This is a genomic window from Actinomycetota bacterium (assembly GCA_030682655.1).
Taxonomy (GTDB): Bacteria; Actinomycetota; Coriobacteriia; order Anaerosomatales; family JAUXNU01; genus JAUXNU01.
The window spans coordinates 1-13991 of the sequence record JAUXNU010000149.1 but is presented as its reverse complement, the minus strand read 5'-3'; the positions used below and the strand labels follow the sequence as shown (position 1 = coordinate 13991).

Annotated in this window: 13 protein-coding genes; 3 read left to right on the top strand and 10 right to left on the bottom strand. The window is 62.6% G+C overall.

The window, feature by feature from the left end:
• Nucleotides 1-293 precede the first annotated feature (293 nt).
• From Q8K99_09435 to Q8K99_09410, 6 genes are all read right to left on the bottom strand, one after another.
• On the bottom strand, nt 294-725 hold the full coding sequence (locus tag Q8K99_09435) for a response regulator (GenBank protein ID MDP2182776.1): 432 nt from the start codon (nt 723-725) through the stop codon (nt 294-296).
• A 51-nt stretch (nt 726-776) separates the two neighbouring features.
• Complete coding sequence (locus Q8K99_09430; protein MDP2182775.1) at nt 777-1148, bottom strand: response regulator; 372 nt, start codon at nt 1146-1148, stop codon at nt 777-779.
• A gap of 24 nt (nt 1149-1172) precedes the next feature.
• On the bottom strand, nt 1173-1538 hold the full coding sequence (locus Q8K99_09425; protein ID MDP2182774.1) for a response regulator: 366 nt from the start codon (nt 1536-1538) through the stop codon (nt 1173-1175).
• 70 nt (nt 1539-1608) lie between these two features.
• Nucleotides 1609-4314: a PAS domain-containing protein gene (locus Q8K99_09420; protein MDP2182773.1), complete on the bottom strand. Its 2706-nt coding sequence runs from the start codon at nt 4312-4314 to the stop codon at nt 1609-1611.
• A gap of 1017 nt (nt 4315-5331) precedes the next feature.
• Nucleotides 5332-5958, bottom strand: coding sequence for a hypothetical protein (locus Q8K99_09415; protein MDP2182772.1), 627 nt, complete (start codon nt 5956-5958; stop codon nt 5332-5334).
• A 216-nt stretch (nt 5959-6174) separates the two neighbouring features.
• Complete coding sequence (locus tag Q8K99_09410; protein ID MDP2182771.1) at nt 6175-6819, bottom strand: hypothetical protein; 645 nt, start codon at nt 6817-6819, stop codon at nt 6175-6177.
• A gap of 204 nt (nt 6820-7023) precedes the next feature.
• Between Q8K99_09410 and Q8K99_09405 the strand changes: the two genes are divergently transcribed.
• Nucleotides 7024-8172, top strand: a complete 1149-nt coding sequence (locus Q8K99_09405) for a hypothetical protein (GenBank protein ID MDP2182770.1) — start codon at nt 7024-7026, stop codon at nt 8170-8172.
• Nucleotides 8169-8852: a response regulator transcription factor gene (locus tag Q8K99_09400; protein MDP2182769.1), complete on the top strand. Its 684-nt coding sequence runs from the start codon at nt 8169-8171 to the stop codon at nt 8850-8852. The genes Q8K99_09405 and Q8K99_09400 overlap by 4 nt, the downstream gene beginning before the upstream one ends.
• Here Q8K99_09400 and Q8K99_09395 read toward each other — a convergent pair.
• The 4 genes from Q8K99_09395 to Q8K99_09380 form a co-directional block, all read right to left on the bottom strand.
• Complete coding sequence (locus tag Q8K99_09395; GenBank protein ID MDP2182768.1) at nt 8822-10774, bottom strand: ATP-binding protein; 1953 nt, start codon at nt 10772-10774, stop codon at nt 8822-8824. The genes Q8K99_09400 and Q8K99_09395 overlap by 31 nt on opposite strands.
• Nucleotides 10775-10956: 182 nt before the next feature.
• Entirely contained in the window at nt 10957-11340 is a 384-nt protein-coding gene (locus Q8K99_09390; protein MDP2182767.1) for a hypothetical protein, read from the bottom strand.
• On the bottom strand, nt 11337-11543 hold the full coding sequence (locus Q8K99_09385; GenBank protein MDP2182766.1) for a hypothetical protein: 207 nt from the start codon (nt 11541-11543) through the stop codon (nt 11337-11339). The genes Q8K99_09390 and Q8K99_09385 overlap by 4 nt, the downstream gene beginning before the upstream one ends.
• Nucleotides 11544-12099: 556 nt before the next feature.
• Nucleotides 12100-12396: a hypothetical protein gene (locus Q8K99_09380; GenBank protein MDP2182765.1), complete on the bottom strand. Its 297-nt coding sequence runs from the start codon at nt 12394-12396 to the stop codon at nt 12100-12102.
• 231 nt (nt 12397-12627) lie between these two features.
• On the opposite strand from Q8K99_09380, the gene Q8K99_09375 reads away from it, so the two are divergent.
• On the top strand, nt 12628-13991 hold a 1364-nt coding region (locus tag Q8K99_09375), incomplete at its 3' end, for a methyl-accepting chemotaxis protein (GenBank protein ID MDP2182764.1).

Here is a 13991-nt window from a genome sequence, read left to right as displayed (position 1 = left end):
AGAGGCCTCCCCGCTGGTCGTTCTCGTGGGTCCCTACTGGGTGTGCCTTAAGCCGGCAACTTTTGACTCCTGAGGACGTTGGAAAGGCCCGCTCCCAAGACGAGGTCCACGACCGGTCTGTCTGACTTACGCTCCCTTGCCTGTCCAGGCGCGAGCAAGATTCCAGCCGCTCGATGGGAGTTGTCGTCCCCAAATGATCGAAACCCCTGGTCTGCTCCCCGGCACCTCAGTCAGTGTGCCGTGACCCCGTTTTCTCATCCAGTCTTAACAGGGGTCCGCTCGACGGTCGGACTCTAGCTTTTCCTGGAAGAGTTTCGGGGGGTCACGTCAGATCGTTTGTGAGCTCGCGTGTAGTCATCCAGCCAGAGAAGCGTGTCCTGCTCCAACAGATCGCAGACCATGTCCGCCAAGGCGTCAGGCTGAATCGGCTTGCAGACGTAGCCCGACGCTCCGGCCTGTTTCGCCCGGACGATATCCTCAACGTCATGCGAGGCCGTGAGCATCAGAATTCGGACATGGTCCCATGAGCGAGCGGCCCGGAAATGACGCAAGACCTCCAACCCCGGAACGTCCGGCAGCCCGAGATCAAGAAGCACCATGTCCGGGGGCGGCTCAGCCATACGCGCTAAAGCTTCGGCTCCAGTGCCCACGACTCTGGTTTTCTGCCCCCTCGACGAGAGGATCGCTTGTGCGAGTTGCTGAATGAACGGGTCGTCGTCGACCACCAAGATCTGGTGAGGTCCACGCGGCTTCTGATCAGACACCATTTCGCTCACCTAGGACGTGATAAAGCGGCCCACCGCATCGATCAGTGCTTCACCAGAGAGGGGTTTTTCCAGCCACGTCGCACCGAGATTTTCCGCTTCCAGACGGCTGGCGTCAGACGACCAGGCCGTTAGCATCAGAACCGGAGTTTTCGACGTGTTTGGGTCCGCACGGATTTGTTTAAGTGTATCGGTGCCAGACAGACCCGGCATGGAAAAATCCATGACGACGACGGCCGGTCGCAAGGAATGAGCCTTCGCAACACCTTCAGCCCCGCCGTCCGCCAAGGCCACAACATAGCCTGCGCTCTCAAGGTGGACCCTTGCCAGATCTCGCATAAATGGATCGTCATCGACGACCAGGATCGTTTGGGTTTTATTCAATTGGGTGCAATCTACGAATAGTAATCAGGCGGCCAGAGCCATCCAGTTCTCAACAAGCTGGCCTTGAGTGAAGGGCTTGGCAAGCTGGACCTTGGCCCCGAATGTTTGAGCGAGCTTCAAATAGAATGCGGGGCCGAGGCGCCCACCGCCAGAGACAGCGAGGACCGCGATGTCCGGCGCAATGGCACCCAGTCGCTGCAGCACCTCGACGCCGTCGACATCCGGCAGGATCATATCCAGCACCATGCTGGCGTCCTGATGGTGCCGGGCCATGGCCAACGCCTCACGACCGTCTGCGGCGTGGATCACCTCAACATCCGCCGACAACAGAGCCGCGCTGATTTCGGACGACCAGAAAGGGTCGTCCTCGACGACAATGCATTTCGACACGGACCAACTCACTCCGGTGGCAGGACTACGCCCCCCCTGAGCGAACGAACACCGTTTACTATAGCAACTTTCAGGAATGTGCCACCCGGCGCACCAACTCATGGATAAGCGGATCGAGCGTTTCGGGCCCGACACTCAGATCGCGGCACCGTTTGGCCTCCGCTTCCAGCTCGAAGGCTGCGTTTGAGACCGCGGTGAAGCCAAGGCTCCCGGCTGTCCCGGCGATCGAGTGACTAAAGGCCGCCATGGCGTCGGCCCGACGGTCCCGGGGCAGGGCCCCGAGGCGAGCGAACTCGCCCTTGAACGTATCCATCTGCACTCTGTACCTTGCTTTGAGCTCTGCCAGAGGGTCCTGCGTGACCCCGTCTTCCGCGGCAGTTGTGGGAGAGCGATCATTCAGCTCCGCCACGCGAGAGAGCAGGCTCAGCAAATCCTCCACCTTGATCGGCTTGCCGAGATGATCGTCCATCCCGGCGGCGCGACAGGCCTCGATCTGATCTGCCAGCACGTTCGCGGTGAGGGCAACCACTGGTATTCGCTCCGCCCCGTTGGCCATCGCGCGAACCAGACGGGTGGCGGCCAGACCATCCATTCCGGGCATCTGGACATCCATGAGAACGAGATCGAACCCGGCGTCGCGTTCAAGACACTTGATCGCCGCGTCTCCTGACGTGGCGCAGACGACGGCGTGGCCCGCGCGGGCAAGCAGGATATCCAGAAGTTCGAGATTCGCCGCGACGTCGTCCACCGCGAGGATCTTCAGGGGCCGGGTTGATGATGCGTCTGTTGATGCCGAAGCAGTCGGCGACTGAGCCTCGGCCGGCGCATAGGGCAGGGTAAAGATCGCCGTGGTGCCGGTGTCGGGTTGGCTCTCCAGGGTCACGTCGCCTTGCATCAGTCGGGCAAGAGATCTGCTGATGTTAAGCCCCAGACCAGTGCCGCCGAACCTGCGACCAACCGTTGTGTCGGCCTGGGTGAAACCCTCGAAAAGACCGGAGAGGGCCTCAGAGGAAATCCCGATCCCGGTGTCTATGACCCTGAGGTCGAGTTGACCGCCCGAATGCCCGACCCTCAGTATGACAGAACCCTCATGCGTGAACTTTGCCGCGTTGCCGAGCAGGTTCAAAAGCACCTGCCTTGTGCGTTGCTCGTCACCCATCATCCAGGGGCTGACGCCGTCGTCGAACGCGAGCTCAAGATCCAGTCGCCCCGCCACACTCACCTGCGTCAGCTCGACCACATCGGCTGCGAGCCGTTTTAGATCAAATGCCCGTCGTTCCGTGGTCATCTTGCCGGATTCGATCTTGGAGAAATCAAGGATATCGTCGATCAGGGCGGATAACCCTTTTCCAGCTGTCCGGATGCGATCGAGGTATCGCCTCTGATCATGATCCAGGGCTGTGTTGGACAGGACCTCTGCGAACCCCAAAACTCCGTTGAGCGGGGTCCGGATTTCGTGGCTCATGTTGGCGAGGAAGTCAGCCTTCATCCGGGCGGCGTCCTCTGCCACCGCGCGCGCTTCGGCAAGAGCCACCTCGCGCTCGCGCCGCTCCGTCACGTCCCGAACGGAATCGTTGATCTCGACGATGACGTCATTCTCATCACGCTGGAATCGGGACCGCGCTTCGAGCCACCGCACCCGGCCATCCTTGGTCATCGCTCGATATTCGACGGTTAGAGGCAGTCGGGTTTTGGCGGCCTGCCTGAACTCTCGGGCGACGCGGTCATGGTCTTCCGGAACCATGATGTCATAGGGCGTCCGCCCGATCATCTCTTCTGGAGAGTAGCCGAGAAGTTCGCTGATCGACGGCGAGAGGTAGCTAAAGATGCCGTCAGGACTGTAGGTGGCGATGACGTCGCTGACGTTGTCGGCCAGCAGGCGATAGCGCCGTTCCTGCTCGACAGCAGTCTCGACGGCCTGGCGCTCGTCCGTAAGGTCCTTGAAAACGCCAAAGAAGCCAGTGACACGACCCGTTGGGTCCTTTTGCACCTCCGCAAGCGAACGCACATTCCGCCGCGAGCCGTCCGCACGGACAAGAATGGCGTCGAACTCCCACCCCTGGCCGTTCTCGCTGCGTGTCTTGATGAGGTCGGAGACGAGTTTTCGATCCTCCTCGATGTAGAATGCGAGGGCGTCGCCCAGGCCGGGATTAAAGGTCGCCGGGTCCTCGCCATGGATCGCATAGACTTGCGGGGACCAGAACACGGCCCCGGTCTGGGTATTGAGGGTCCAGTAGCCGGTGCCCGACAGCCGTTCGCCGAGATCGAGGATACGATGGCGATCCTCCAACTCCTTCCTGGCTCGCGAGAGGTCGATCTGGTCCACGACGAGATCAGCCAGCGCGCGCAGATGGGCGAGATCCGCGTCAGCCGGCACCGGACGCGCCTCAGTGTCGATGACGCAGAGCGAACCGAGATTGACCCCTTCGCTCGTGGTGAGGGTCGCGCCGGCGTAGAAGCGGATGTGCGGCGGGCCGGTGACAAGGGGATTGTCCTTGAACCGTGCGTCGAGCGTCGCGTCCTCGACGACCAGAACCTTGTGGGCGCCAAGTTGAATGGCATGGTCGCAGAATGCCCAGCCGCGTTCGGTTTCACGAACTTCGAGGCCAATGCAGGACTTGAACCACTGTCGGTCCGTGTCGACGAGCGACACCAGCGCGATAGGCACCCTGAAGTGCGCCGCGGCCATCGCCGTGATGCGGTCAAACCTGGCCTCGGGCGGCGTGTCGAGCACCGCCTGATCGTGAAGAACGCCAAGCCTCAAGGTTTCGTCCACTGCTCTCACCCTCCGTGCCAAGCAGACATACCGACAAGCATCGTAAGGAAATACTATCGACGAGTCAGACGCGCTTGACCTGTGCTGACCGCCATGAGGTCCATCGCAGCCAGTCTACGGCGTCGGACGACGGGCGAGCGGCATCAAGGCTTACCATCGAGGGGGCCGGGGCCGCTCCGCTGGCCGGGGTCGCCGAGTTCGGCATGGAAGACCAGGTCCGCAAGGGCCTGACCCTATCGACCGGTTATCGTGGGGTGTTCAGCGATCGCCTGCACGACAGCCAGATCGGGGCCCGTTTGAGGGTCCATGGGTCGGTTGAACCCACCGTTGTCCTCTGCTCCCGACAGGGGGCGGTGGACAGGGGGTCACGACGGCCCCAACCTCATCCACGCTGGCCACATGGCATCCTCTGCCTCCGCTCGATTGGCGAAGTACAGCTTCTCTGGTCCGTCCACCTCATAGCGAGTGCTGCAGACTTGACCGCTGACCTCGACGGACTGGATTTCGATCAGCAGTCGGTCGCCAATGCGAATTAGTTCATGCCTGATAACCATCGCCTCGCCCCCCTTATCGAGATCATCGCTACACGCGGTTCTGGCCGCAGCGATAACAAACTTCCTTCTGCTGTCGCTCAGACCACCACCATTGGTGACGGCACAGAAGACGAATTATTGCATTCAACATCGTCGAATTTCTCACAGCTACTTCGACGAGATGATCACCACTTCCGATGTCGCGATACCCCCACGAACATGGGGGTCTTCTGATAAAATAGGGCGGAAATTTAAGCGGGTTGCAGATCGCCACCTGGGTGGGGGGAACGCGCGGGACTGTGGGTTGGGATTTGACTCGCTGCTGCTGCCGTTGGCGTCGTCAGATTGAGAGATACCAACTCTCCGCCCAGCACCAACAGCCACGATCTGACGGCACCCGCGTGGGGTTCGGTCGCCATATTCACCGCCACCGGATGCAGACCGTCCCTATGTCGCCCGGATGTCGGCGATCCGTGATGGCGGGTCAGGCAATTCTCAACATGCCGATGGCGATTTGAAACACAACCCGTTCCATCGCGTCTTCAACGGCCTGTCGAAATCGGCCGGCGCGAAAATCTTCGGACCCTGGATAGAGATCGCCAGGACTTCCAACCAGTCCTTTCTCGGAGGTCACAGGCGAAATGCGGCCCTCGACGCCAAAGCCAGAAATGACCTGACCTGTTGCAGTCTCGATCAGCCGAAACGCGAGTTCGATGACGGCGCCCTGAGTTCGTTCGTTGGTCTGTTTGCCCGGCGGGTTTGCGATCGAGTGAAGGCCTCCGCCCCCAACGATCCTGAACCTCCTGACAGCGCCTTGTATGATCGCATTTGGGGCCGTGGTGGTGGGGTCTCCCGGTTCCACGACCAGGAAACGCCCATCCCGGACCAATGCCTGGGACAGTATCCGGGTCATGCCGGCGGACGTGAACGGTCCCCCAAAAGCTTCGTCGGTTAGAAAATCAGCGACCTGGATGGTCTTTTGGTGCCCGCTGTGACGGCTGGAGTCCTGGAATACTGACCTTGCCCCGGCCGGCGCGGCCAGTCCCGCGAAAACCAGGCCTGGACCGATCAGGATCAAACGCCGGCTGAGCAAATCTGGGATCATGGACATTGTTCCACCCTGCAGGGTCGGGCAAGCCTCACCGCGCGCGGAGGCTCAAACACCAACGGTCAGTTGTCGGGACAGGTCCCGCGTGGCCTGCCTGCTGGCGGTCAGATCGGCGCGGGCGAGACGACAGGCCGGACCGGATCGAATATGTCCGCAGGTGCGCGTTGACCAAAATCGTCGGCGGGATCGCGGACCGAGCCCGCCGACTTCGTGTACGGTCTAGCAGCGGCAGCGAGCCGTGATGGTGAAGACGCCGGCAAGTCCGGTGGGGGAATTTGGCTGGTTGGCAACGGTAAACTCGATCGATGGGTTGGGGTTGTTCGAGTCTGCCGGCAGGAACTGGACGTTGTTGATCGTGCGGGTGAACACCCGGAAATCCTGGCCATTGGGCGATGCAGTCTGTCCCGCGCCGGTCCCGCAGGAAGAGCCGGTAACCGGGACGGCCGTCGCACTCCCCGCCTTTATGGACTGGCCACAGTTGTCGGCGGCCCACCTGGCGGACACAGACATCTGACCGTGCATTTGCGGCGCGCTGAACGACACGCGGTAGGTCTGTGGCCCCGTACCCGGCGTTCTCGGTCCGATCCAGGCTGCAGGGGAAACATTGGCCCAGGCACCATTGGAAACCGCAACCGCAGGCTGACCATTCACGGTCCACCCGGAAGTGGTATCTGTCTTGATCACCAAGGTGACATCACGACCCCCGGTAAGGCAGGGCGGGAGAACCAGTGGGCCGCCCCTGCCCTCACCGGCCTGGACAACCGGGCCGGGCGACCGCGCGTCTTGTCCCTCGTTCGCGATGGCAGGTGCCGCCGCAATACCGAGCAAGAACAAACCGATCGCTAATTTTGAAGAGTGTCGCATTTCGCTTCCTTCTCAAGTGTTCTCAGACTCGCGACCTCATGATCGGATGTCCGAGGCTGGGTGACAGGCTGTGATCGGGCGATCACTGCAATAGAACTCAACGCCTGCGCTCGACTCCGCCATCCCACGTTCGTGGGGGTAGCCGGCCGATACACGGACCGCGAGCGGTGCTATTGTTCCCGGAGCGCAATGGGGAGGGTCCGGGTGCGACTGTTCGTAGTAATTCCCGTTGCCGTTCTGGTCGTCTGCACGGCGGCTATGGGCCTGGCCTGGGTTTCAGGCGATCAGGCATCGTTTGCGCGCGAACCTGCCGCGGAACCGCGAACCGGCATGGAAATACTGAACGCCCACGCCTGTGGTCGCGGCGAGACCAAGAGGATCATCATTCGGGGCGTCGAGGACGGCTACTCTCCGGCCGGCGAGGAGCCTGGATTTATCCGTGCCGGCCGAACCCAGACGTCATGGCTACCTCTCGAGGGGACGGGCCAATTCGACCAGGTCAATGCTGACCGCGGGTTGACCGATTCCTTCAAGGTGGACGGCCCGGTATCCGGCGGAATTTTCCTGATCCGTGCTCGCAGCATGAACGGGTCGGACAACGACTCGCTGACGATGGGAGATTTGGGCGGGGATGCGATGGGGCCGCGTTTCGGGACCTTGCTGGCGTCGCTTGGAACTGACCCCAATTGGGTCGCGGAGGGTGATCGCTATTACGCACGTCTGGAAGACATCGCCCTCGATCGCCCTGCCAATGCGAATAATCCGACGGGCGCACGTGCGCCTGACCCCAGTGTCAGTTTGAGGTCTTACCGTGGCGAAGCGCCGGGCTCGGTCTGGCTGGATGTTTTGGTTCAGGATGACACGGCCGTCGATTTCATGGGGTTGGCACTGTGCAGTCCACCGACCGTCAGGCGGGGCGTCACCCTGGCCAATGATCAGCGCTTGTCGCGTCCGGAGGAGATCCATCTTGCCTGCCACTTTGGTCGGAATGGCGGTCGACGGTGCGATCCCTATGTTGGTGACACAACCTGCTCGACCCTGCTTTCCGTCGCCTGTCTGCGCCCCGGCGATGCGCCGTCACCCGTGGATGCAGTGGGCGTTCCGGTTTCCACTCTCTGGAGTGGCGCAGATATCGCCGTAACCGAACCGGTTCGCGGCGACCACTTTCGGACCATAGATGATGTCGACGCCTTTTGTGCGCGGCGGTTCGGCGTCCGATGGAGAAGTGCGTCGATTCACGACGGAGGTAGATACCAGTCCCTGGTCGGGCGCGGTGACCCGCGAACCGTGCGCGATCGGGTCTGGGTCGACATCGTCGATCAGCCCCACGGGACCTGCTGGAAGCGCCAATGACTGACCCGGGTGTTTATTCAACGCAGGGACGGACTGCCCGGATCGGGATCGTCGAGGACGATGATCCTCTGCGCCACTATCTGCGCGATGTTGTGTCTGCCGGCACGAACCTGAAGGTCGCGTTTTCAGAGCGCTCGATCGCAGGGGCGATGCGCCAGTTCAAAGCCTGCCCGGTCGATCTATGCCTCATTGACCTGCAACTGCCGGATGGCAATGGGGTCGAGCTGGTCCGATATCTGAAGTCAGCCGGCGACGTGAAATGCCTGATCCTCACGGTCCTGGGAGACCGCACGAGTGTCGTCGCGGCGCTGGATTCCGGCGCGGACGGCTATTTGCTCAAGGACACAGATCCCGCCGCGCTGGTCAGAAACATCCTCAGTACCCTGGATGGCTATGCGCCGATCAGTCCTCAGGCCGCCCAGTTCCTTCTGGACATGTATCAAAAAAATGCCCGAACCCTCCCGGTCGCCACCGAGGATACGCTGACGGGCCGCGAGCGAGATGTCCTGAAAATGTTTTCGCGTGGTCTGAGCTATCGCGAGGCCGCAGAGGTGCTGGAAATTTCCGAGCACACCGTTCGAGATCACGTCAAGGCGACCTACCGGAAGCTGAGCGTTCATTCTCGCAGTGAAGCAATTTTTGAGGCCCGTCAGTTGGGTATCATATCGACGACGGAATGATCGCCGAGAGCGGGCGCGGATGGTTGAGGCTTTGGTAACGGGATGATGGCCCGGACAATCGCGCCGCCACCGGTCTCCGTACTCCCGAACTCGAGTTCACCATTCAGCTGAGCGGCGCGAACGGTCAGGTTGGCCAGACCACGCCCGGCACGGACCTGGCTCCGATCAAACCCGATGCCGTTATCCTGAATGGCGATGCTCAACGTCTGATCGTCTACCACCACAAATGTTACGTCCAGTCGGTCACCCTTTGAGTGACGAATCGCATTGGTCACCGCCTCCTGGATGAGCCTGTTGAGGTTCAGACTCCAGTTCGGGTCTGCTCGCAGATCGTTCAGGTCCTCGGCCTGAATCCAGTTCAGACCCAGTCCTGCCGCCTCTGACTGGGTACGAATGCGCGATCGGAGGACCGCCAGGGCATCGGCGAGCGAACCGCCGGAGGCATCGAGGGAATCGACCATCAGACGAAGCTCCGTCAGACCGCCGGTCAGCTCATTCTCCAGCTCTTCAGGGGTTATTCCACGCGACCGCACCCTCGCCAGCAGCGACATCATCTGACCGCCGATGCCATCGTGCATGTCCCTCGAAAGCCTCTGCCGCTCTTCCAGCGTCGCAGCCAATCGAACCTGTTGCTGCAGGGTCAGTGCTGTCGCTTCGAGCTGCGCCTGCTGCTCCTGGATGATCCTGCTCAGGCTCGGGCGGTCACGCAACCATTTCCAGAGCTCCCAAACACTGAGCGCGGTAGCGGCGACCGCCAGCCCGCCGAGCAGGGTGAGCACCCCCAGACCATAGGCTATCTCGAGGCCGGGAACCCAAAGACCCCAGGCCAGGCCCGAGGCCGCCACGGCGGCGAGTGTCGACGTCAGGATCAGCACCCCTAACGACGCTCCTTTCAGCAATCGGGGAAGGAAGCCGTCACCGGTCCGCCCCCCCCGGTCTTGATGCAGAGCCCAGGCGAGGAATGCCAGGCCAAGCCAGGGCAACCCCAGACCGGCCAGGTCCAGCGCCGGCTGACTGCTGTAGAGTCCGAAGCCGGCAAGGCTCAGCAGGGTGACCAACAGGGCCAGTCCGAACCCGATCCAGAGCCGCGATCGCGGGGACTGTACCCCGCGTGGATTGGACAAGGCGCAACCCAGACAGATGAAGGCCGCACCAAGCGTGCTCTGGTCCAGGAGAGACCGGAACGGATCCAGCCCAATTTGAAAGGACGGATCGGATATCAGGGTTCGGGTGCCGATCGCGGCGGCGGCAGCGGAAAGGGCGATCCAGGGCATCGACGTCCGAAATGCCGCGCCGGCGATCAGGGCCAGGCCGGCCGCCAGAACTGACAAGGCGACCAGATAGGACGGGAAGCGCTCGTGCCACCCGGATAACGACCCATAGAACCCGCCGGGGGGGCTTTGAGGACCCAGCACAAGGGGCGCCCCCAGGCTGCGGTGTCTCGACCCGGTGACAATAATATCGAGCCGGTTTCGACCCGGTCGCAGGAAATGGGACGGGATGTCCCACGTCACCATCTGTGCCCCCGGCATGGCCAGATAGTCTCCGGAGGACCAGTCCGCCTCCTCGGTCGACACGCCGTTCACAAACAGGGCGGCATTTCCATACACCAACGGAAGATTCAGGGTCATCGCCGGTCGTTGTCCAGTCGGGACCTGGACATTGTGACTGATCTGCACCCGCGCAGGCGCAGCCAGATTCCAGTCCCGCACATCCCCCCGCGACACCGCCAGGGGTGGGCGGTAGGGCAGTTCGTCAGCCAGCCCGGGAACCCAGCTCACCTCGGAATTGGCCACTGCCGATGATCCGGCTTTCAGCGCTCCGTCCAAAAATAGGACAGACGTTGTCGTCAGGATCATCAGGATCGCCGCGACGACACCGAGCCGGACCGGTCGAGAGAAGGCCAGCAGCAGCCCGCGCACCCACGCTCCCGAGCGGACGGCACTGGCTATCGGCAACCGGCTACCCTCATTCTCAATGGTCCACGCTCGCCGCGATGGAACGGAAGTGTCGCATGAGCCGACGGTATCACCTAGGCGGTGATCGACCCTTCATCCCCGGACGGCCAGTCCGGGCGTGCCGGCCTGGCTGTGCGTCGCAAACCTCAGCGCGGCGCGGGTATGGACTGTTCCAGAACGGAAGCCCGCAGCATGACCTGACTGACACCCGCGCCGACCGGGAACGCAAACTCGCCACGCACGTCAGGATCCAGCCGCCGACCATTGATACTCACCGAGGCCAGGCGGAAAGCGCGGCACGCCAGCCGCGGCGGACAGGCAGCCTGAACGCTGTATTCGCCCGTCTGGACCTGAACCCGGGACGACGCCCAGCCGTCGCGCCCGGTCTGACCGACCACGAAGGCATTCCCGGCTGGCTTCTTCCGCACGATAACGTCGATGCCGGAGAGGGGTGCGGTTTGTGTCTGGGCCACAGCGGCGAAGGCCAGGGTCATCAGGGCGGTGGCTAGCAGCGGGATGCGCAGGGTCATGGGAGGTTCGGGGGTTGGCGGTGGAAGATGGGGTCGGTCAAGGTGTGGCCGGGGTACCAGACCCTCAGCGCCAGACCGGGCTGCACATTGCGAGCCGCCCCTGCGCCAAGCAGGCCGCCCCCACCACGCCCCTTGATCACGAGGGACTGGTCGTCCTCGACCAGGACCTGGGTCAGTATGGCGGTCATACCGTCAGCGGTCACGGATACACCAACCGCCTGGGTGGCACGGAGATGTTGACTTCAATGGTTTTCCTTAAACCGCGACAGCCGGACCGACCCGGGCCCGCGGCGCAGGCGAGGACAAGGGAGTGCCCGCTCAGGATCACGCGTCGATCGAGGATCAGGACGAGCATGGTTGTCGATCCAGGCTGAAGGTTTCGGTCCCCGAGGATCGGGCAACACGTCCATTGGCCTGATCGTGCGCTGCTTCTTTAGAAACCGGCATCCCACGTTCGTGGGGGCACCGCGTTCGGTGGTGAGGGCCGGACGGACGGCTGAAAGGCCGTAGCAGCGGGGCGGCGTCCGGGTTCGGCGCGAGTGATGTCCCGCAGGGATAGCCCGCCCACCCGGAATCCCGCGCGAGGGCTGGATGAGAAGCGGAGGTGACGTCAGTGCCAGCCCCGATTGATCATCAGGCTGAACTCCCGGGTCTCTCCGCGTCAGCGCGGACGCCGGTTGAGCGGGCTGCGTCGCCGTATTCCGGTGGGTCGGAGCGTATTCGTCATGGCGCCGTTCGCCCCACGCGGCTCACTGCATCCTATCTGCGGCTCTGCAATGCGGCATTGTAAAGATTGGCCACGCGCTGCTTGTCCGTCTGGTTAGCGGTGACCAATCTCTGGGATTCCGCAGTCTGCAGCCGCGATGTCAGGCACGTTTGATAGATGTCCGAGGCCGCGATGAACGAGCGGATGTCGGCCCCTATGCGTGCGAGATCCGCTGTGCTGGTCGCGGCTGAAACGTTGACCGTCGGGGCGTACGGGCGGGTGCAGCGGCTCTGCGCATGGGCGGGGCTCGCGACGGCGATCAAAACACCCACCAGGATCAAATGCTTCACCGGGTTACCTCCTGTTGCTTGGCCTGGTCTGCATCGACCAGGCCCGAGACCCCAGACTGGCCGAAAATCGATAAGGAACCGTTGCCCGGCCTGACCGGCCTGTCCCCGTCAGGAGCCATGTGTCGTTAACCCTTTATGTTCACCTTGGACCTCTCGACGGCCCGGACTGGGTGGTCCGGGTGAACAGCTCATACAGCCGACGGAATCGAACGTCTGCGGTGGAGGAACGACGTGCGACTGAAATCCCTGGCTCCGAAGCTCAGCCTCAAGACAAAGACCCGCGCCGTTTTTGCGCTGCTTCTGGTCCTGTTCGTCGGGGTGGCGGCCTACGCCTTCCTGGAGCTTTCCGCCGTCAGCAAACAGGCCGAGTCAGGCAAGATGGTCTGGGAGGCGCGCATCGTCGCGGCCCAGGAGATTCTGACGGACGCCCAGAACTACCGGATCGCCGAGGCGCTGCGGCTGATGCCGTCATCGCCGGAGATGGCCGCGCAGGCTGACGACGAACTCAGGGCCAATGCGGAGGAGATGGTGCAGGCGATGGCCGGCTACCGGGCGCTGCTCCGCCCGGGCGAAGCCCAGGCTCCGATCAACAAGGCCGCCGAGCTCTGGACCGAGTATCTGGACGGCAACCGCGTCATGCTGGAGTACGCGGACGGCGGCGACACCGATGCCGCGGTCGACCGGTTCAGGAATTCGGCCAGCGGATTCTATCTGGTCGCGGACGCGGCCGAGGCGATGGTCACGGCCGGGCGCACCCACAGCGCCGAGGCCTATGCGCAGTCGGTGGAGATCTCCGAACGGGCGCGCTGGAGACTGTTCGGCGGGGTCGCCTTTGTGATCTGCTTCCTGGTCCTCGCCACCCTGCTCTTCGAAACCCAGGTCTGGCTCCAGCTGGTGCGCATGTCGGATGTCATGCAGCGGCTGGCGCGGGGCGACCTGGATGCCGAGGTGACAGGAACAAACCGCCATGACGAGGTCGGCGAAATGGCCCGCGCCGTCGAGGTGTTCAAGGTCAATGCCAGGGAGGTGCTTCGCCTTGAAGCCGAAGCGGACGTGCAGGAGTCAGGCCTCAATGCCGAGCGGGCCGAAAATGATCGCCGACTGGCCGATGACGCCTCAACCCGCGCCATGGTCGTGGATCAGATTGCCCAGGGACTGGCGCTTCTCTCGCGCGGCAACCTCACGATCCGACTGAGGGAGGACTTCCCGAAGGAGTTCCAGAAACTGCACGACGATTTCAATCTCGCGATCGAAACCCTCGAGCGATCCTTTCTCTCGATCTTCAATGGCGCGTCCGACATCCGGTCCAGCTCGGTCGAGATCAGCAATGCCACCGATCAACTCGCGCGGCGGACCGAACAGCAGGCCGCGAGTCTGGAAGAGGCCGCAGCCGCCATGGCCATGTTCACCGCGACGGTGCAGTCATCGGCCGAGAATGCGAAGATCGCCCGGCAGGTTGTCGCCGATGCCAAGCTGAACGCGGAACGATCCGGTGAAGTCGTCGGCAATGCCGTTGCGGCGATGGGCGAGATCGAGAAGTCGGCGGCCAAGGTCTCGGAAATCATCGGCGTCATGGACGAGATCGCCTTCCAGAC